General features: G+C 64.8%; 11 protein-coding genes. 6 read left to right on the top strand and 5 right to left on the bottom strand.

What is annotated here, in order from left to right; all coding sequences use genetic code 11:
• Positions 1-74 precede the first annotated feature (74 nt).
• The 5 genes from LDO29_RS07450 to LDO29_RS07430 form a co-directional block, all read right to left on the bottom strand.
• Entirely contained in the window at positions 75-8,156 is an 8,082-nt protein-coding gene (locus tag LDO29_RS07450; RefSeq protein ID WP_224079159.1) for an RHS repeat domain-containing protein, read from the bottom strand.
• Positions 8,157-8,160: 4 nt separating this feature from the next.
• Positions 8,161-9,219 carry a hypothetical protein gene (locus LDO29_RS07445; protein WP_224079158.1) on the bottom strand — a complete coding sequence of 353 codons (1,059 nt, stop codon included), beginning with the start codon at positions 9,217-9,219 and terminating at the stop codon, positions 8,161-8,163.
• A gap of 8 nt (positions 9,220-9,227) precedes the next feature.
• Positions 9,228-9,914 carry a hypothetical protein gene (locus LDO29_RS28190; RefSeq protein ID WP_290369537.1) on the bottom strand — a complete coding sequence of 229 codons (687 nt, stop codon included), beginning with the start codon at positions 9,912-9,914 and terminating at the stop codon, positions 9,228-9,230.
• Positions 9,915-9,969: 55 nt separating this feature from the next.
• Positions 9,970-10,461: a hypothetical protein gene (locus tag LDO29_RS07435; protein ID WP_224079157.1), complete on the bottom strand. Its 492-nt coding sequence runs from the start codon at positions 10,459-10,461 to the stop codon at positions 9,970-9,972.
• A 72-nt stretch (positions 10,462-10,533) separates the two neighbouring features.
• Positions 10,534-11,346 carry a phytanoyl-CoA dioxygenase family protein gene (locus tag LDO29_RS07430; protein ID WP_224079156.1) on the bottom strand — a complete coding sequence of 271 codons (813 nt, stop codon included), beginning with the start codon at positions 11,344-11,346 and terminating at the stop codon, positions 10,534-10,536.
• Between the two features lie 745 nt (positions 11,347-12,091).
• Here LDO29_RS07430 and LDO29_RS07425 point away from each other — a divergent pair.
• From LDO29_RS07425 to LDO29_RS07400, 6 genes are read left to right on the top strand one after another with little or no spacing between them, the layout of a single operon-like run.
• Complete coding sequence (locus tag LDO29_RS07425) at positions 12,092-13,981, top strand: phage tail sheath family protein (protein ID WP_224079155.1); 1,890 nt, start codon at positions 12,092-12,094, stop codon at positions 13,979-13,981.
• A gap of 32 nt (positions 13,982-14,013) precedes the next feature.
• Complete coding sequence (locus LDO29_RS07420) at positions 14,014-14,538, top strand: phage tail protein (RefSeq protein ID WP_224079154.1); 525 nt, start codon at positions 14,014-14,016, stop codon at positions 14,536-14,538.
• 23 nt (positions 14,539-14,561) lie between these two features.
• On the top strand, positions 14,562-15,302 hold the full coding sequence (locus LDO29_RS07415; RefSeq protein WP_224079153.1) for a T4 family baseplate hub assembly chaperone: 741 nt from the start codon (positions 14,562-14,564) through the stop codon (positions 15,300-15,302).
• Positions 15,302-16,036 carry a hypothetical protein gene (locus LDO29_RS07410; RefSeq protein WP_224079152.1) on the top strand — a complete coding sequence of 245 codons (735 nt, stop codon included), beginning with the start codon at positions 15,302-15,304 and terminating at the stop codon, positions 16,034-16,036. The genes LDO29_RS07415 and LDO29_RS07410 overlap by 1 nt, the downstream gene beginning before the upstream one ends.
• Positions 16,033-17,382: a DUF4255 domain-containing protein gene (locus LDO29_RS07405; RefSeq protein WP_224079151.1), complete on the top strand. Its 1,350-nt coding sequence runs from the start codon at positions 16,033-16,035 to the stop codon at positions 17,380-17,382. Before LDO29_RS07410 ends, LDO29_RS07405 begins: the two co-directional genes overlap by 4 nt.
• Positions 17,379-19,367: an ATP-binding protein gene (locus LDO29_RS07400; RefSeq protein WP_224079150.1), complete on the top strand. Its 1,989-nt coding sequence runs from the start codon at positions 17,379-17,381 to the stop codon at positions 19,365-19,367. The genes LDO29_RS07405 and LDO29_RS07400 overlap by 4 nt, the downstream gene beginning before the upstream one ends.
• Positions 19,368-19,371: the final 4 nt, after the last annotated feature.

Raw genomic sequence — 19,371 nt, 5'->3', positions numbered from 1 at the left:
GAACTCGCCCCACTCGCGTTGTCGTCCGCACAGGAAGGCGACGCCCCGGTCGATGGCTGCCTCGCAGGCACTGTTCATAATGGGTGGATGTCGCTCTCGACGTCGAACTGCTGTGCGGCCCGTGTCCGTTGCTGGATAATGGCGTCCCGCTTTTCAAGCTTGTAGGCCACCACTTCCGGAAAGACACCTCCGAGCACGCCAAAGGCAATGCCTTGCAGGACGTCGGAGAACGCGACGTTGGTATCCGCATCGTTGAGCGCCGATGTCACGCTGCTGCCGACGACGCCCCCTGCCGCCCCGGACGTCGCCCCGGTAATCACGCTCTTGGTGGTCCCCTTCCAGGTTGCCGCGAAAGCGGCCGTTTCAAGCGCGGTACTGACACCCGCAGTCACCAGGCTGCCGGCAAGGAACGAGGTCCCGCCGGCAATCGCATTCTTCCAGGCGGCGTCGCCAGCATCATCACCCACCAGTGCCGCTTGCGCGGCCGACTGGGCGGAAGCAAGCGCAGCCTGCGCCACGACGCCCGCGGCAATCGCCGCGGCCGAGGCCAGCGTGACCCCCTCGACCAGTGCCCCGGTCACTGCGCCTGCGCCGCCGCTCAGTCCGCCGCCGACGGTACTGAGCACCACCGTGCCAAAGAATACGCCCGCGGCCTCCGCGCCACTGAGATCGTTCTGCGCGATGGCTTCCGCGCCCTGCACGACACCGGTCACGAGCCCGACGCCTGCACCGATCACCGACATTGCCTCGATGATTTCCGCAGCCTCCGCAAGGAACGCCAGTATCAGCGGGATAAACGCGAAGCTGCCGTTCGGGTCCGAAAGCAGCAAGGGATTGTTGCCGGCATAGAGGTAGGGGCTGAGATACTGCCGCTGCGGATCGGGCGACAGGAACCGTGCTTGCAGCGCGTCATACAGTCGCGCGCGGAAGTCATAGAGTCCGGTCTCCTCCAGTTCGCGCGCCAGATACCGGTAGCGCAGGATGTCCGGATTCGAGCCGAGGGCGGCGCCATTGTCCAATCCATATGGCAGGTAGTCGCGTCCGGCGACCAGATTCGCCGAAGGATCAAGGACCGCACGAACGGAGCCGAGCCGGTCTCTCGATACGAAGAACTCGCTGCCGTCCTGCCGGAAGTGAACCAGCCCGGCAGGTCCGACGACATACTGATTCACTGCCCCCGACGAACTGACTTCGACCAGTGCATCGTCACCTGCACCGCGCAGGTAGTAAAGCGTGCTCGCCGGATTTCCCCCCGCTGCGATCGCTTTCAGGACCCTGCGTCCGCGGTGGCCATAGCGGACATTCAAGGTCGATTGCGTGCCAGGGCCAACCACCGCTTGCAGCGGGAGGCCGCGGAAGCCATCCCACGAGAGCGTAAGACCGACGGCCGGCGTATCGGACGAGATGCGGGCGTTCAGTTCGCCGGCGGCGTCATACTGGTACGTCCGCTGGCTTCCAGGTGCCTGTGTCGACTGCACCAGGTCTTTCGTCGCGCCCAGATAAGCGTTGGTGGCTGCCCCGACCTGCTTGATATTGCCATTCGCGTCGTAATTGTAGGCGCTTGCCGCCCCTGCATTGAACTGCGCCGATTGAACACGTCCCTGTGGATCGTAGGTATAGCTGGCCGTGATCTGGCCGCGGGATCCGCGCGGTGCGGTGATGGCCTGGGTCGGCGAGCCATCGAAGTATCCGGGTGCCCCCTCGTTCGACGGTGCATAAACCGTCGTCTCCGTGAACCCCGTTCCGGCGGTGTCCGACAGCCAGCCCGGCGGCGCATACTGCAGCATTCGCTTTGCCCCGACTTGCTGGCCACTGGAAGAGAACATCGTTTCCGTGACGGCCTTTCCGTTCTGGTCGTAGGTGTACGCGACGCACCGGTTGCCATCGACGCCGATCGACGTGACACGTCCGATCGAATCCAGCTCATACTGCACCGTCATCGCGGTCGGACCCGGGTACGCAATCTCGACGATCTCGCCCTGATAGTTGAACGAGTAGTTCGTGACGTACGGCGTGGCGTTGCCGGCAAACGAAATCGAATGCCGGATGACTTCCGCCCAGATATCGTAATAGAGGCATTCCGTCGCCGAGAACGGATCTGTCGTTCCCGGCACGGCGACCTCATTGGCGCTGACGATCTTCGTCAGTTTTCCGGCAGCGATCATCGACGCTGGCGAGTCTTCCTCGTTGACTTCGAAGTCGTACCCATACTGGTTGGATGGTGCCGCCACCGGAAAGCCCTGGTCATCGACGTGCTGTGGCAGCGTACCGGGCCACGTCTGTATGCTGCATCCTTCCTCGACAACACGCGATAGCGCATCGTACTTCCAGTACTTGATATAGGGGGAAGATGCTGCCGCTCCCCGTGCATCCATCTGGAATCGCAGGCGCCCCGCCGTGTCATACATCGACCGCGTCTGGCCTTCATTGGCCCGGTTGGCTGTGATCGGGTTGCCGAGATAGTCATAGGTGAACGTATCGCTCCACCCCATCGGGCTGGTGGTGGTGACGAGATTGGCGAATGCATCGAACTGTTGCCTGGTAGTGCTCCACTGCGGATTCACCGCCCCCGGATTCGTCAGCACCGCCTTCGCAACGGTCGACTTTCGCTCGTCCGCCAGCTCGACGCCCGTCGTGCCATTCGGGTCGACCGTCGTGGCGTGCGTGTATTTTCCCGCTGCGTACCCCAGCGCGCTGTTGTTGAGTCCGTAGTAGAAGCGCGCCGTATGCGCGGGAACGTTGCTCGGATTGATGGCGTAGTCATTGCCAGGCAGGCCCAGCTCCGCCTTGCGCCCGAGCGGAGAGTCCTCGTAGCGCGTGCGCCAGTATGGATAGTCGCCTGACTGCGGATTGTCCGTCTTCACCAGCCCGGTGATCCGGATCGACGGCCAGTCGAAGCTGGCCAGGTCCGCTTCATAGCCGCCCCAGGTCGCTGCCGTCGGCGTCAGCGTCGCGCCCTGGGTATGGATGGCGTCGCGTCCCAGCGCATCGTAGATCGTGGCCTTGGCGGTCCACTGGTTCGGCGCCGCCTGCGTGCCGGAGACAACCAGTTCCTGCCGGACCCGGGCATCACCGTCCAGATAGCTGATCTGCACCTCTTGCCCCGCGAAAAAAAGCGCGTTGTCGAAGCCGATCGCGTCTGTCGCGAACAGCGCGAAGCTACGCGCCGGCGCGGTCGGGGCACGATAGCTGAACACGCGACCGCCATCGGCGAAGAACGCAATATTCTTGTCCACCACGACCACGGTCCATTGCCGCGGAAACGCCACGACATGAATCTTCGTGTTGTCCGATGACGAACGCACCAGGTAATAAACCAGCGCACTGACAGAATCGCTGACGCGCCATTGGGCATTGGCCGCGACCGCCGTGACGGTAGACAGCGGTGCAAGCGGCAGTCCGGCAACCGAAAAAAGCGACGGGAAATCGGTTGGCAGCACGCTGGCGTTCAGATTGGCGGCGTACGTGGCGAACGACACATCGAGCAAGGAGCGAACGCTCGCCGTCACCGCGGTATTCGACGCGCTATCCGTCAACGTCCAGGCAGCCATCTGCGGACTCCATGCAATCTGGAACCCTGCACTGATTTCGATGCCGGTGGCGGCCGTCACCGCGCCTGACGGCATTGCACGCATCGAAGCGCCGAAGGCATTGATGCCTGCTGCCGCCTCCGGATAGCCGGTATAAGAAATGCTGTCTCGGGCGCCAGCGCTGTGGATCAGCTTCCCGCTTCCCGTTGACCATTTTGCTTGGGCAGTGCTGCACCAGTCCCCGTCGAAGACATCGCCGATGTTGAAGCGCTGATAGAAGGCGAACTCACGCGGCGTAATCGAGAGCATCGCGTTCGGATCCACGGCTGAGAACCTGCCAAGGTTTCCCCTGCGCGAGAGATAGGCATCCGTGATCGTGCCGATCGATTCCTCGGCGTCGATATAGGCAAGCAGCTCCTCGAAGTCGCCGCGCACGGTTCGGGTCGTCCGGCTCGAGCTCTCCATGGACGCTGTCGTCACGAGCCACGACGGGCTATAGATGTTCGCTGTAAATCCCGCCCGGGATGGCGAGAAACGCAAGTCATCGACTTTGACGGCAGCCGCCTTGGTATTGGTCAGCGTCAGCGCGATGTTCTGCGGCGACGCGTTGGCCGCCAGGTCGAACAACACGCAAAACGTTTGCCATGCTCCGTCCGTGTCGGGGACATCTGCCGTCACGGTTCCCGCTGCCGTGCCGGTAATGGTCCAGTTGGCGGCCCCCGGAAGCGCTCCGAATCCGGTCGGCGTCTTGAACCAGCAGGTGAGGACATATTGCCGGCCCGTGCTCTCCGTGACGGCCAGGGTCCGTGCCAGCGGCGACGAGTTGGCGACACCGGACCCGCCCATGACCAGCGAGCGGGGACCTGTGAACGCATCTTCGGCCTGGATCGCGCCTGGCAGATTGGATGCGCTACCCGCCAGCGTCCACCCGCTCAGGTCCTCATAGACCTCGAATCCGAGAGAGAGCACCTGCTGTTTCGTGACACTCGCGTTGCCCGCCACCGCAAGCACCAACTCCTGCGAGGTATCGGTGATCACCGAGTTGGAACGCCCGTCTGTCGCGATATATTCGGCTATCTCTCCCCGGTTGTCGCGTGCGGTGACCTGCCACATCCTGCGCCATGCGAGGGGGTCGGGGTCGGAGGTGTTGTTCCAGTTGTCCGGCGTGAAGGCCGCGCTGGCCGACAATGCACGGTACCGCCGGTAGGGCGCCCAGGTCGAACCTGGATTGGCAGTGCTCCACGTGGTCGCTTCGATCTGCGTCACGGTATTGCCCACCGTGACGGTCTTGAGGATCGACGGTGCAATCTGGTTGACTTCCGGCGCAGCCAGCGCCGGATATTTCTCATAGGCAAACGTGTAGCTCTCCTGAACCTGGACAAGCTGGCCCAGCGTCCCGTCGTAATACTGGGTCTGCTTCGTGCGCGGCTGGCCGTTTGCGTCGTTATAGATGAGCGTCGTGGGTACTTGCAGTGGCGGCTGCGCCGGCAATGACATCGGATTGACGTCGAAAATGGTTTCCACGGACTGACGCATCCGTACGTAACCGCCGATCAGATTGACGGTCGCGCCTGTCGAAGCGTTGACGGCGGTCCGGACAACATCCCAGCTTCTGCTGGTACGCGCCACCTGGTTGCCGTGACTGTCGTAGCCGTCGACTTCGCGCAGCAAGCCGTTGAGCATCGAATACAGGGTGGTATCCGAATCCGGGTGTGGACTCATACCGTCGAAGTAGCGATATATCGAATAGCCGAACGGAGCGGTGCCTGCCTGCGTCGTGCCCATCGCTGCCTTCACGCAGGAAAACTGCGTCGACAGGCCATAGGGACTGACTGTTCCGGTTGCTCCCGGGGGGTTGTAGTCGAACACGGAGCCCGATGTGACACCCATGCCATCCGTCACTTCGACCGACGACACCACGAAGCTGTACATCGGTCCGCGATACGACTGGAACAACACGCGGTGCAGCGTAATGCTGCTGGGCGAGTCGAATGACACGCCGGTGAACGTGGCGAAGGCAAAGGCTCCGGTAAGGTCCGTACCTGGCCCGTCGTTGTCCGGGAAGATGCTGCCTTGCACTTGCACAGGATTCGCAGCCAGCACGCCGTTTTTCATCGTCCACACGAAGGAGCTGCCGTCGGCCCGCCCATAGGCGAGAAACAGCGGCGCCTGGTTCGAGACCGACACGGCATCCAGCGGCAGTTGCTCGTTCAGCAACCTGAGGTCGCCGGTTGGCATCTGCTGATAGATCAGGTTGCGCACCGTCACGTAGGGGGCGTTGATGGTCGGCGCAGCCGGCCCGCCGGATCCCGCGGCGACCGGAACTTGCGCGAACGTGCCCTGGTAGGCGTTGTAGACACCGATCACGCCATGGACCGAGCTGATGCCGACCGCCAGATCGTCCCCAAACGCAAACTGCGCAACGTCCGTGCCCGAACCGAATTGCCCGAGCGTGCCCGAATTCCAGTGGATGCCGTCAAACCGGCGCAGGTTGCCCACATTGCCGATCATGCTGCCGTCGGCGAGCGAAACCGCAACCGGCTCCAGCGTGCTCGCCGGAATATCCGTGCCGACGACCGGATTCGGTGACGGCAAAGCCTGGAAATGGATATCCCACGGATAGATGCGGACTTCGTAGTTGAAGGTCTCCTGAACCGAGTTCGCACTGGTGATGTACGTGGTCGTCGCGAAGGTATCGGAAAGGCTCCAGGAGAGCTTCGGCAGGTCCTTCTGCCAGACATAGGTTGGAAGACTGTCGAGCGGAGGAAGATTGTCGTTCCACGCGAGCGTCGCCACATCGTAGTAGTAGAACGACAACGACAGCGGTGCGCCGGGCTGATACTGGCAAACCGTGAGGAAGTTGTTTGCCGCGCCGAGCACCCATTCGCCGGCGAGTACCGTGGAGATATAAAGCGGATCGGACACCCACTGTTTCGAGCGCGGATTCCAGGTGTACCGGCAAAGCTCCGAGACACCCATGGCGGCGGCGACAACGAATCCACGGCCCGTTACCACCTGGTACGGCGCATCGGGCGCCAGCAGATCCGGCATCGCCAACTGAACGGCTTCCCATCGCCCGTACTGGCCGAAAGCGCGGCGTACCGCGTAGGTTTGAAGCACACCGTTCGTGCCGGCCCCGGTCAGGCGATATGAGACCGAGAAGTTCTCCTCCTGCAAATTGACCTGAAGCGAATTCAGGTCGAGGCTAAAGGGAAGATTCGTGACGACGGGCCTGGAGACCAGCCACCGACCGTTCCAGTCATAGACGGCAACGGTCAGCTTGTTCGAGTTGATTTCGTCGTAGTAAGTGATGACCAGATAGTCTGGCGCGAACCAGAAACGTGGAACGCCTGCGATCCAGTTCGGGTCCGAACTCTGCATCGTGCAGTCGAGCGAGGTACTGACAACCGGCTGCCAGGTGTACTTGTAGGTTGCAACGCTGCCATCCGGAAAGGTGATGCTCTCGATCGCGCCGCGATGGACTACCGCCGCATTGTCCCTCGCCGCCAGCGAACCGTCGTAATACGTGAACTGCAAGCCGGGCAGGATCTTGCCATCGGCATTCACCGTGGTAATGCCGGCGAGATACCGCTTGTACAGGTAACGCGGATCACCCGGTGTCGCGGGATCGGCGAGATTTTGAACAAGGTAGGCAAGGCGGATGGTAAACAAGTCATGCACGACACCCGCGGTTTTCTGGCTGACGTCGATGCTGTCGAGGAACCTTGTTTCATAGCGGTCCTGGAAGGCGTAAGGCCCCGCCGGATTGGGGCTGACGTGCGGCGCCTCGTATTCGCGGATCGTGTCGTTGTAGGTCTTGGCCGCGTAGTTGAACGTGACGATACGTCCCGCCGGGTCGGTGATCCTTGTCAGATAAGAGGCACGTGTAAAGTAGTTCCCGCCGGGGCCGCCGATCTGGATCGCATCGTCGGGAAACTGCGAGTAGCCGAACTGGATCTCGTCACCCCATTGATTGCGCACACGGGCAAGATTCCAGCTGATCGGGAAGTTGCTTTGCCCCAGCTGGACGCTGCTGTCGGTCCAGTTGCCGTCCGCTCCGCCCCACTTGATCGCATTGCGCAACGCTGCCGGGCTATCGCCCGCTGCAACGTCAGCACCATAGATGCGAGTCAGGCCGGACGTATCCGTGATCTTCCAGATCTCTTTTTTCGGGTAGTAAAGAATGGTGGAAAAGTCGAAATCTTCCGACTCGAAAGTCCACACGTCGGCGGTCTGCGACGTCAGACGGAGCTGGCTCTGCGATCCGTCCGTGCTGCTGAGGTAGTACGCGTCGTCGAATGGCGAGACCGAATTATGGATATCGAGCTGAATCATCTCGTAGGGCAACTGCCAGCCCAGTCCGACTATGGACGTCGGACTTTCGAGATTCCATGTGCTGACCTCCCAAAGAATGTCGCTCTGGTAGTTCAGGCTGACATCCACCTCGAGTCCGCCGCGATTCGCGAGCGTAAGCAAAGCCAGCGAGAGGGTCACGTCGCCGCGAAACAGATTGACGTTCTCCGAAATGCGTCCGATCGAGCTGTCGAGCGTCTGGAACGTCCGCAGCTCCGGAACTGTCGATTCCTCCTCGACGCCGATGGGATTGGCTGATGTTTCGATGCTCATGGCGTCACCACCTGTCTGATCGGGGAATGCTCGCAGCCGGGTATCGCTGGTGCAGGTAAATATTGAGGCGGTGCGTGGCGCGGCTGTCGCTTCCCAACCCCAGGCAGCCGATATCGACATGATGCTGCTCGAGCACTTCACTGCATCGGTCGAGCGGCCGTGGCGACAGGCCGAGCAGTGCGGCTTGCTCGTTGACACAATGCAGCGCATCGCGCAGGCCAAGACCTGCGTTCGCGACGCACACATCGGTCTTGATATCCGTCAGCGTGCCATCCACGACGTCGAACGCGGCGGAGAACGTGAGCGCGTTCAGGGGTACGGTCCCGTCGCCAAGTACCGCGGCGAGAAAGCGGGTCATCGCCGGAGTGGAAAGCCAGGGCACGCCGAACGCGTCGATCGGGACGGACTTCCGCAATCGCCAATACAGCTTCGCCCGCGCGTGCGGCAAGCTCGCGCCTTCCACACCCATGCCGAAGACTGTCGCATTCGGCTCGAGCCGACCGATCAGCGCAAGAGCCGTGTCCGCCGAGCCGAGCACGCAAGCGGCCCATCTCCGTGCCACATCCCAGCGATCCACCCGATGCGGTGCCCCCATATAGACGGCGGCACCGCGCGAAGTGAGTCCCGCGGCGAGGCGGATCATGCCGGTCGGGTACTGGCGGAGCGCCAGTTCATCCTGCGGTATCACGGACTCCAGGGCCAGTCGAACCGGGTCTCGCAGTCCTTCGGCGCCGGTAGCACGGAGCGTTGCCTCCAGTGCCGCCAGGCTCTTTTGCCAACGGACCCGCGGATCCGATTCATAGAACGCCGGATCGGCGATCAGACGGGCCTCCCAACGTGTTGGCCTGGCCGACAACAGCAACTGAAGCGGCGAGCCGTTGACGTTAAGATCGGAGTACGGGTGCGCCGCTTCGGCATCGACCGGAGGATGATGGAGCAGGATATCCGCGACTTGACGCGCATATCCTGCTCCCTCCGGTAGCAGTGATGCCACGGTGCCGAACAGCCCGCGAAACAAGCGGTCCGTGTATGGCGCCATCGCGATCACACCGAGCACCGGCATGACGGCGGTCAGCTGCGAGGCGGCACAATGGCAATGATGCCAATGTTGCCCATCGTGGCACCTGGATTCCCCGGATTGCCGCGCGCGCCCGCGGCCGTGCCCGGTGAACCCCGCTTCCCGTCGTGCCCGCCGTATCCGTGCGTTCCTGGCTCGCCGCCCGCACCGACATCGCCGCCAAGGCCACCGATACCGCCTTGCCCGACAATACCGGCCACCGGGTTGGTGGAAATCGTGCCGCCCCCGGTCAACGGGATGTTGATGGTGACTTTCTGCGCGTTGCCGCCATTCCCACCGTTGCCACCATTCCCGCCGGCAGCGCCATTGGCTCCGTTCCCGCCGTTGCCCGCGCTACAGCCTACGGCCTGGCATGAAGGCCCGTTACCGCCCTTACCGCCATTTCCGCCATCGGCACCATCCCCTCCCGGACCGCCGTCCTGCCCGGGACCGCCTTGCGATGCCACGACGAGGAAACCTGTCAGGGTCGTGATATTGAGTTCCGCGGCAAGCGCACCAAGACCCTGGACGCCGTTGGTACCGTTCGTTCCAGCATTGCCCATGGCACCATCGCCGCCGTTCTGTCCGTCTTGCATGCAATGCGAATCCCCCCAGACACACTTTCCTTCCTTCGCCTGCGGCGGCGTATTTCCCTGGGATTGTTTCGCGGGCTTGGGCGGCGGATCCTGAACCGCGCCCATGATTCCGATTCCATAAGTAGGCATATGAGTCTCCCGTTCGATCCGTGCTGGCTACTTAGTGTTTGGGGTCCACGTATTGCATCACCAGGTTCTGCACGTTAAGGGTGAAGTACGTGTTCTTCACCGTCAGAACGGAATCGCTATAGAAATTCAGCGTTCCGCAATTCCAGACGGTGGGATCGGCGCTGGGTCCGATCACGGTTTCGCCGTGCGGCATCGTGGAGGTGCCCTCGGACACAAGACGCACGTTCACCGGCAGCCCCCCATTTGCTGCCTTCACTTGCGAGGTCGAAAGCTCGCCCTGGCCGTACAGGTACGATTCGATGTGTTCCGCAAGCGTCCTTGCTCTTCCCGCGGAACGCTGGCTGATATCGGCTTCACGGTCCTGCAATTGTTGCGGGTTGCGCGGACGCACCAGGGCGCGGAGCTGCTCGATATTTGTCACCGTTACCGTTGAAGTCTGTGAACCGCGCGCCAGGAGGTGGGTTCGGCTATGCCCCAACTGCTCGCCGATGGCGAGGAAATCTTCCATTTGCTCGTTAGTCATTGCGTACGACTCCTTTGTCGCAACGTTGGGATATTTGACCGTGAGCCGGGTGCGACAGCCGGCTGGGCCGGGTCACGCCGGGACGAGCGGCAACTGATCGAGGGCAATGGCCGGAATGGCGTTATCGACATGACCGAGGAAGCGGCCGCCTGGCCGATCGCCGATCTTGTTGTGAAGGAAGAACTCGTCGTCAACTGCGTACATCTCTGGCCTGGCGCGTGGGGTGTCTTGATCGAGATAGCAGTGAAGCAGTTGCGCCTCGCTCGGAACCAGTACCATGTTCGCCGCAACGCGCGTCTGCCGGCTCCGGTTCGGTGGCGTGGCATGGACCAGCGCGTGATCGTAGATAATCGCCTGCCCCGCGCGCAGCGGAACGTCCATCAGATACTTTTCGACGATCGTCTCGGCGTGCGTCACGAACGGGTTCGGGAAATAAGGACCACGCAGAACGTCGACGATCCGGTGGCTGCCTTTGAAGATCGATTGCCCGCCGTTCGAGGCATCCGTGTCGACGAGAGGGCACCAGACATTGACCGAACGCATCAGACGCTCATCGACAAAGGTCCAGTCCTGATGCACGGAAACCTCGGTTCCCGAACGGCTATGTTCCTTGACGACAAAATTGCCGACAACACAGCGATAGTCATCGAGAAACAATGAAAGACGCGGGCTCAGATATTCCTTAATCTTTGCGTCGACACGGGCACGATATTCCGCATCATCGCTGAACATCGTCGCATGAAACCCAAGCCCAGGAGATGGCGCCTCATGCCAGTAAAAGCGATGCAATGCATGCGCTTCTTCTTCAGTCAGGAGTTGCGCGAGAACGGCCCCTTCGTTGAGGAACGTTTCGTTATGCTCTGGCGACCTGAATACGCGTCTCATCTCTCACTCCCACGGAATCCTGGTTTGACGGGACCGGCGATCAGGGAGCCAAGAGGCTGATCTTGCCAGGCAGAGTCACTATATGGCGCCAAAAGCAAAGCGCAACGTACGCCTTTCTAGATCAGATCTGCTGCGGCGTTACTTCGTCACATTCATGAAACAGTTCACCGGCAAGAAAAAAAATAATCCGAAATTGTTGTGCGAGGATCAAAATCCGGCGCACTGAACTCAATCTTCTTTATAAGGCTATATGTTGCGGATCGCTCTTAGCGTCTCGCAAGAGATATTTCTCGTTTTGTATCGAAATCTTTACATTTTAAAAATACATTAAATCTGATGTAAAAATATTCTACTTCCCATCATCCCCGCAAAACCTAGAGTACCTCTGGACTTCTTATCGACGCTCCCATGCCAGGTCAGACAAGCTAGCGCCGGAACTTGTAGTAGTTACAAAGGGGAAGACCGAAATGTGGATCCATGATACCCGGATATCAGCCATCGGCTTTCTCAATTACTTATCGGTATATCTCAGAAAAATTCCTGATTTCATTCAAGAATTTCCAATGCAATCTGTGTGGTTGCATTGGAAAAAGAATCATCTCCACCAGGAATTTCCCGGTCCGCGGCCTGATCACCCCGCGCATGACGGCATCGAGGTTTCATCCGCCGGATCTCCGTTCGTCGGGCGTTGTCCTGGCATTGCCCTAGCCGCCCCTTCCGCAACACGCTCAGCAAGGAGCGCACCATGCCCGTTGCCCTGAACTATCCCGGCGTCTATATCGAAGAGGTGCCCAGCGGCGTACGCACGATCACTGGCGTGGCCACGTCGGTGACGGCGTTCGTCGGCTACGCGCGCAAAGGCGAGCCGGACAAGCCCGTGACGCTGACCAGCTTCGGCGACTTCGAGCGCGCCTACGGCGGCCTGGACCGCGACAGCCCGATGTCCTACGCTGTACGGCAGTTCTTTTCCAACGGCGGCACGCAAGCCATCATCGTGCGCGTGGCCACGGGCTACGCCAGCGCGGCATGGGTGCTGGAGGACACCGTCCCCGCCCCGGTGCTGGAGGTCAGCGCGGCAAGCCCCGGCGCCTGGGGCAACGACCTGCGCCTCACCGTCGACCGCGCCGGCGCACGCAACCCGGACGCGGAGTTCAACCTGGTGGTCTCGCAGCTGCAGGCCGACGGGGTAACGCTGGTGCCGAGGGAAACGCACCGCAACCTCAACATGAACGCAGGCTCCTCGCAGTATGTGGAGTCGGTCGTGAACAATGCCTCGGCGCTGGTGCGGGCCACGCGCAGCGCAGGCCTGACGTTCAACCAGCCCGGCTTCGCGGTCAGTACCGCGGTGAGCTTCCCGCTGGCCGTGAGCGACCTGGTGATCGGTGGCGTCGCCAACGGCAATACGCCGTTCCGGCTGACCCTGGCGGCCACGCCGGGCGATATGGACGACCTCGTGACGGCGGTCAATGACGCCATCGGCGCAGCCGGCCTCAATGCCGTGCTGCAAGCCACGGAATCCGGCGCCGACGGCGCCGCGGGCAACGGTTGCCTGCGGCTGGCGTCGCTGGTTTCCGGCCAGGCCTCCGCCGTCGTGGTGGCAGGCGGCGCGTTTGGCGGCCTCGCCAGCGCCCTGCATCTCGGGCTGGCCAACGGCGGCCGCGAATTCACGGGCAATGCGCAGCACCGCCCCGACGACGCGGCCGACCTGGCGCCCCCGACCAAGGGCGCGGACGGCTCGCGCGGCGGCCCGGCCGAGATCGTGGGCAGTCCGTCCCTGAAGACCGGCATGAACGCGCTGCTCGACGTCGACCTGTTCAACCTCCTCAGCATCCCCGAAACCTTCGACATGACGGACCTGCAGGCCGCGGCCGTCATCCCCGCGGCGGTGGACCTGTGCGAGAAGCGGCGCGCGTTCTATGTCGTCGACGCGCCGGCGGGCAAGACGCTGTCGAATATCGCCGGCTGGGCCAACGGCGCCACGCAGTCGCGTAACGCGGCGGTCTACTTTCCCGCGGTACGCCTGGCCGATCCGCTGGACGACCTGCGTCCGCGCGCCATGGCGCCGTCCGGCACGCTGGCCGGCATCTACGCGCGCACCGATGCCACGCGCGGCGTGTGGAAAGCGCCTGCCGGCACCGATGCCACGCTCAACGGCGTACTCGACCTGGCCCTGCCGCTCAACGACGGCGAGAATGGCCAGATCAATCCCAAGGGCGTCAACGCGCTGCGCAGTTTCCCCGCCTATGGCCGCGTGGCCTGGGGCGCGCGCACGCTGAAAGGCGCCGACGCGCAGGCCGACGAGTACAAGTACATCCCGGTGCGGCGCCTGGCGCTGTTCCTCGAAGAGAGCCTGTACCGCGGCACGCAGTGGGTGGTGTTCGAACCCAACGACGAACCGCTCTGGGCCCAGATCCGCCTGAATATCGGCGCCTTCCTGCAGGGCCTGTTCCGGCAGGGCGCATTCCAGGGCCGCACGCCGCGCGAGGCCTACTTCGTCAAGTGCGACAGCGAGACCACCACGCAGGCGGACATCAACCTCGGCATCGTCAATATCCTGGTCGGCTTTGCGCCGCTGAAGCCGGCCGAGTTCGTGGTGCTCAAGCTGCAGCAGATCGCCGGCGACATTCCCACCTGATCCGAAGCCCCCCGATCCCGAGGAGACGCGACATGGCCCAGTTTTCCGTCAACCCGCAGCGCTTCGACCCGTACAAGAACTTCAAATTCCGGATCAAGTGGGACGGCCGCTTCGTGGCCGGCGTCAGCAAGGTGTCGGCGCTCAAGCGCAGCACCGAGGTGGTGGAACACCGCGAAGGCGGCGACCCGTCCACGAGCCGCAAGTCGCCGGGGCGCACCAAGTATGAAGCCATCACGCTGGAACGCGGCGTCACGCACGACACCGAGTTCGAGAAGTGGGCCAACAAGGTGTGGAACTTCGGCTCCGGCCTGGGTGCGGAGACCTCGCTGAAGGACTTCCGCAAGGACCTGATCCTGGAGGTCTACAACGAGGCCGGGCAACTGGTGCTGGCGTACAAGATCTTCCGCTGCTGGGTGTCCGAATTCCAGGCGCTGCCCGACCTGGACGCCAATGCCAATGCCGTGGCCATCCAGCACATCAAGCTGGAAAACGAGGGCTGGGAGCGCGACCTCGATGTGACCGAGCCGAGCGAGCCCAGCTTCACCGAGCCGGCCTGAAGCGCACCGGAAAGGAACGGCCCGTGCAGACGCCCGACACCAGCGCCGCCGAAGCGCTGCTTGCACTGTGGGAACGTGCTGCCCCGGCTGCGCAGGCAGACCGCGGCGACATCCTGCTGGGCGCCGCGCACGGCATGCCGCCCGCATTGCCCGGCGCACGCAACGCGGCGCTGCTGGCCCTGCGCGCGCAGCTGTTCGGCAAGGCCCAGCCGCTGCGGTGCAACTGCCCGCGCTGCGCGGCCGTGGCCGAGTTCACGATCGACTGCGAAGCGCTGGCGCAGACCCTGCAACCAGCGGACGAGGCCCTGCAACCCCAGCAACTCGACGCCGGTGGCTACCATCTGGCATTCCGCATGCCCGATGCCGATGACCTGCGCTACGCCGCGCGGCAGGCCGCGGATGACGATGGCTTCGTGCGCGCGTTGCTGCAACGCTGCATCACGCATTGCGAAGACAGCGAAGGCCACGCCTGCACGCCACACGCGTTGCCCGCGCCAGTCGCACAGGCGCTGTCACACCGCATGGAGGCCCTGGAGCCAGGTGCCAGCGTGAGCTTCGACCTCACCTGCCCGGAGTGCGGCGAGGCCTGGAATGCGCCGATGCCGGTGGGCGAGGTCGTGTGGAGCGAACTGCAGGCCCGCGCCGAACGCCTGCTGCTCGATGTCGACGCACTGGCACGCGCCTACGGCTGGAACGAAGCCCAGGTGCTGGCGCTGAGCCCCGTGCGGCGCGCCGCTTACCTGCAGCTGACGGGGGCGGCCTGATGGCACGGCCTTCGGCGCTCCCTCCGGTCCCGTTCCTGGCACGGCTGGCTCCGGGCGCACGGCAAGCCGGAGCGCCGGTACGCGCGGCGCTGCCCTCGCGGTTCGAGCCGCCCGATACCGCGGACGCCACACCGGAGCTGGCTCTCGCCCCTGCCGCGCAGGACGACGGCACCAGCCGCGACGCGCCACAGCCGATGCCCGCGGATCTGCGGCAGGCCATGCCACCCGCTGTCGGCAACGTCGCCGCAGCGCCTTCCCGCGCATCGGCGGTGACACCAGTGCGCACGCCTGCCATGCCTGTACAGACCCGCGAGGCAAGTCCTGCCGTGCAGCCGGGTACACCGCAGTTGCCGGTCCGCGAAACCGCCACCATGCCGCCAGCGCCGGTACGGCACGAAGCCGCCATGCCGGCCATTGCCGTACCGGCAGTACCGCCACGCGCCTCGTCCGCTGCAGCAATGCCCGCCAAGGCGCCGCCGGCCGGCGAACCACGCGCGGCCCCGGCAACACGCCCACCGCTGCGCGAGGGGGCCGTGGCCCAGCGCGCGGCATCCGCGCGCCGCGAGGAACCCGCCGTTGTGCACGTCACCATCGACCGTGTCGACGTGCACATGCCTGGCCCTGCGCCCCAGCAGCGTGCCGCCCAGGCCAAACCCCGCGCCGCGCCGGCCGTGCCACTGGAAGACTATCTGCGCCAGCGCGGCCGCCCGCGCAAGGGCTGGGGAACACCATGAGTTCACCGCTGGCCATCGGCGCCGTCAGTGCCGTGCTGCGCAACCTGCTCGACAACGGCATGGTCGAGGCCGGGCCGGCCGTCGGCGGCACCGTCAACGTGAGCGCCGTCGCGCCCGACACCATCGACCTCGACAACGCGGAAGAAGCGCCGCGGCTCAACATCTTCCTGCACCAGCTCACGCCCAACAGCGGCTGGCGCAATGTCGGGCTGCCGTCGCGCAGCGGCAGCAGCGGCGAGCGCCTGACCAACGCCCCGCTCGCGCTGGACCTGCACTACCTGGTCACGGCGTACGCGCGCGCCGATTTCCAGGCCGAGATCCTGCTCGGCTATGCCATGCACCTGCTGCACGAGCGGCCGGTGCTCGACCGCGCCGCGATCCGCCGCGCGCTCAACCCGAGCCCGCTGGACATCGCCATGCTGCCCACCGCGTTCCAGGTGCTGGCCGCCTCCGACCTCGCGGACCAGGTGGAGCTGCTCAAGATCACGCCCGCCGCGATGACCAGCGACGAGATGTCCAAGCTCTGGTCGGCCATCCAGACCCACTACCGGCCGTCGGCGGCATACGTGGTCTCGGTGGTGCTGATCGAAGGCAGGCGGCCCGGCGTGACGGCCCTGCCGGTGCTGTCGCGCGGCGCGGTAGACCCGCTGTCCCAGCGCGACCGCGGCGTGGTGGTCAACGCCGACATGCTGCCGCCCCTGCCGACGCTGCTCGCGGCCTGGCCGCAACACAGCCAGAGCGGCGCGCGCCTGGGCGAGCCGGTTACGCTCGAAGGCGTACGGCTCTCGGGCAGCGGACACCGCGTGCGGCTCACGCACCGGCTGGTGGCCACGCCGGTGGAAATCGTGCCGTCCTCGCCCGATGCGACCGGCACGCGCATGAGCTTCACGCTGCCCGCCGACGCGGCGGCGCAGACTACCTTCGCGCCCGGACAGTGGTCGCTGACGGTGCGCTTCACGCCGGCGGGCGAAGCTGCCGAGCGCGAGACCAATGCCGTGCCGCTGGTGCTGGCCCCGTCGCCGGTGATTGCCGCCGACGCCGGGCTGGGCCTGCCGGGCGTGGAGATCGTCCGCACCGGCATGCCGCAGCGCGTGCAGGTCACGCTGCATGCGCGCCCGCAGGTGCGGCCCGAACAGCGCGCCACGCTGATGCTCGGCGCGTTGGAGGCCGTCGCCAGGCCGCGTGCCAACGCGGGCCAGCCGCTGGTGTGCGACTTCCCCGGCAGCGTGCCGCCGGGCACGCACTGGCTGCGCCTGCGCGTGGACGGCGCGGACAGCATCCTGCTCGACCGCACCGGCCCGGCGCCGGTGTTCGACGGCACGCAACAGGTCACGGTGCCGGCATGAACGCGCGCGTCGATACCTTCCCCGGCGAGCATCTGCCCTGGTCCGAGCGGAACCAGCAATGGCTGACGCTTGCCCTGGCCAGCCTGTGCGCCCGGCTCGACCGGCTTGCCGCGGACGATGCCGCGAGCCCGCCGACTGACGGTAACGATTTGCCGGCGCCAGGCCCCGACTTCGAACCCGCACTGGACCAGTGCGCGGCGCTGTTCGGCCTGTCGCCATTCGAGCGCGAACTGTTGCTGCTGGCCGCCGGCGTGGAGCTGGACAACGCGCTGCGCCACAGCGTGGTGCGCGCGCACGAACGGATCTTCGAAGGCAGCCGCCTGGCGCAGCCCACCTTCACGCTGGCGCTGGCCATGCTCGCGCAGCCGCACTGGGACGCGCTTTCGCCGCAGGCCCCGTTGCGCCGCTGGAAGCTGCTGGAACCCGAAGGCCGCCGCGCGCTGGCACGCCAGCCGCTGCACGCCGACGAGCGCGTGCTGCATTTCCTCACGGGCGTAGCCGGCTTCGACGAACGGCTGTTTGGCGTGGCTCAGCTCACTGCGCCTGCCCAGCCAAACGCATCCGGCACGATAGCGGCGCTGGCGCAGCGCATCGCCCGCGAACTCGGGCGAGACGATGCGCGCGTTCCACTGGTGGTGCTCACGCAGGACCGGGCCGATGTCGAATGCCTGCGCGCTGCGGCACAGGAGGTCATGGCCGCCACGGCAAGCCTCGGCTTGTGGACCCTGGCGCACGACCTGCCCGGCGACGCCGCCGGGCTCGCGCAGACCGCCCTCCTCATCGACCGCGAAGCCGCGCTGGCCGGCGCCCTTCCCGTGATCGAGATGGAGCCATGCGCCAATGCCGACGTGGAGCACACCCACGACGAGCGCCACTGCGCCACGCTGCTCGCGCACCTGTCCAGCCCTGCGCTGCTGCTGGGACCGATCGATCCCGTACGGCTCGCGCGGCTGTCCCATCGCCGCATCGTGCGCGTGCGGGTACCGGATGCGCAGGACCACGAGCCTGACCTGCGGGATGCGGCCACCGCACGGGCGCTGCGCCGCGCATTGCAGCAGTTCCGCCTGCCGGCCAGCGCGCTGCACAGCGTGCTGGCCGAGGTAGCACTGGACGACGACCATGCGGAAGACCTGGACCGCCGCGTGTGGGACGCCTGCCGCAATGCCGCGCGTGGCGGCCTCGACGCACTGGCCCAGCGCGTCGATTCCCAGGCGCGCTTTGACGACCTGGTGCTGCCGCCGATCCAGGCACAGCTGCTCCGGGAGATTGCCGGACATCTGCGCCACCGCGCCACGGTGTACGAAACCTGGGGCATGGGCGGCCGCACCAGGCGCGGCCAGGGCCTGTGCGTGCTGTTCGCCGGCGAGAGCGGCACCGGCAAGACGCTCGCGGCCGAGGCCATCGCCAACGAAGCCGCGCTGGACCTCTACCGCATCGACCTGGCCACCGTGGTCAGCAAGTACATCGGCGAGACCGAGAAGAACCTGCGGCGCGTGTTCGACGCTGCCGAAGCCAGCGGCGCGGTGCTGCTGTTCGACGAGGCCGATGCCCTTTACGGCAAGCGCAGCGACGTCAAGGACAGCCACGACCGCTATGCCAACATCGAAGTGGCCTACCTGCTGCAGCGCGTGGAGGCCTACCGCGGCCTGGCGATCCTGACGACCAATTTCCGCAGCGCGCTGGACCGCGCGTTCCTGCGGCGCATCCGCTTCGTGGTGCAGTTCCCCTTCCCCGACGAGGCCGCGCGCGAGCAGATCTGGCAGCGCGAGCTGCCGGCCAGCGCACCGCTGCACGACGTGGACTTTGCCGCGCTGGCGCGCCTGCAGCTGTCCGGCGGGCATATCCGCAGCGTGGCGCTCAACGCGGCCTTCATCGCCGCCGGCGCGGGCGAGTCCATTTCGATGGCGCACCTGCGCCATGCCGCGCAGCGCGAAGCGGCCAAGCTCGAACGCCCGCTGACGGAAGCGGCGCAGAAAGGATGGTGAGCCC

The organism is Cupriavidus laharis, from assembly GCF_914271435.1.
Lineage (GTDB): Bacteria > Pseudomonadota > Gammaproteobacteria > Burkholderiales > Burkholderiaceae > Cupriavidus > Cupriavidus laharis.
The sequence above is the reverse complement of the archived record's forward strand: the minus strand, read 5'-3'. Positions and strand labels throughout refer to the sequence as shown.

What these genes read in the sequence shown, in the direction of transcription:
- LDO29_RS07450 (WP_224079159.1), bottom strand. Translation starts at nt 8,156, where the DNA reads ATGAGCATCGAAACATCAGCCAATCCCATCGGCGTCGAGGAGGAATCG.
- LDO29_RS07445 (WP_224079158.1), bottom strand. Translation starts at nt 9,219, where the DNA reads ATGCCGGTGCTCGGTGTGATCGCGATGGCGCCATACACGGACCGCTTG.
- LDO29_RS28190 (WP_290369537.1), bottom strand. Translation starts at nt 9,914, where the DNA reads ATGGGCGCGGTTCAGGATCCGCCGCCCAAGCCCGCGAAACAATCCCAG.
- LDO29_RS07435 (WP_224079157.1), bottom strand. Translation starts at nt 10,461, where the DNA reads ATGACTAACGAGCAAATGGAAGATTTCCTCGCCATCGGCGAGCAGTTG.
- LDO29_RS07430 (WP_224079156.1), bottom strand. Translation starts at nt 11,346, where the DNA reads ATGAGACGCGTATTCAGGTCGCCAGAGCATAACGAAACGTTCCTCAAC.
- LDO29_RS07425 (WP_224079155.1), top strand. Translation starts at nt 12,092, where the DNA reads ATGCCCGTTGCCCTGAACTATCCCGGCGTCTATATCGAAGAGGTGCCC.
- LDO29_RS07420 (WP_224079154.1), top strand. Translation starts at nt 14,014, where the DNA reads ATGGCCCAGTTTTCCGTCAACCCGCAGCGCTTCGACCCGTACAAGAAC.
- LDO29_RS07410 (WP_224079152.1), top strand. Translation starts at nt 15,302, where the DNA reads ATGGCACGGCCTTCGGCGCTCCCTCCGGTCCCGTTCCTGGCACGGCTG.
- LDO29_RS07405 (WP_224079151.1), top strand. Translation starts at nt 16,033, where the DNA reads ATGAGTTCACCGCTGGCCATCGGCGCCGTCAGTGCCGTGCTGCGCAAC.
- LDO29_RS07400 (WP_224079150.1), top strand. Translation starts at nt 17,379, where the DNA reads ATGAACGCGCGCGTCGATACCTTCCCCGGCGAGCATCTGCCCTGGTCC.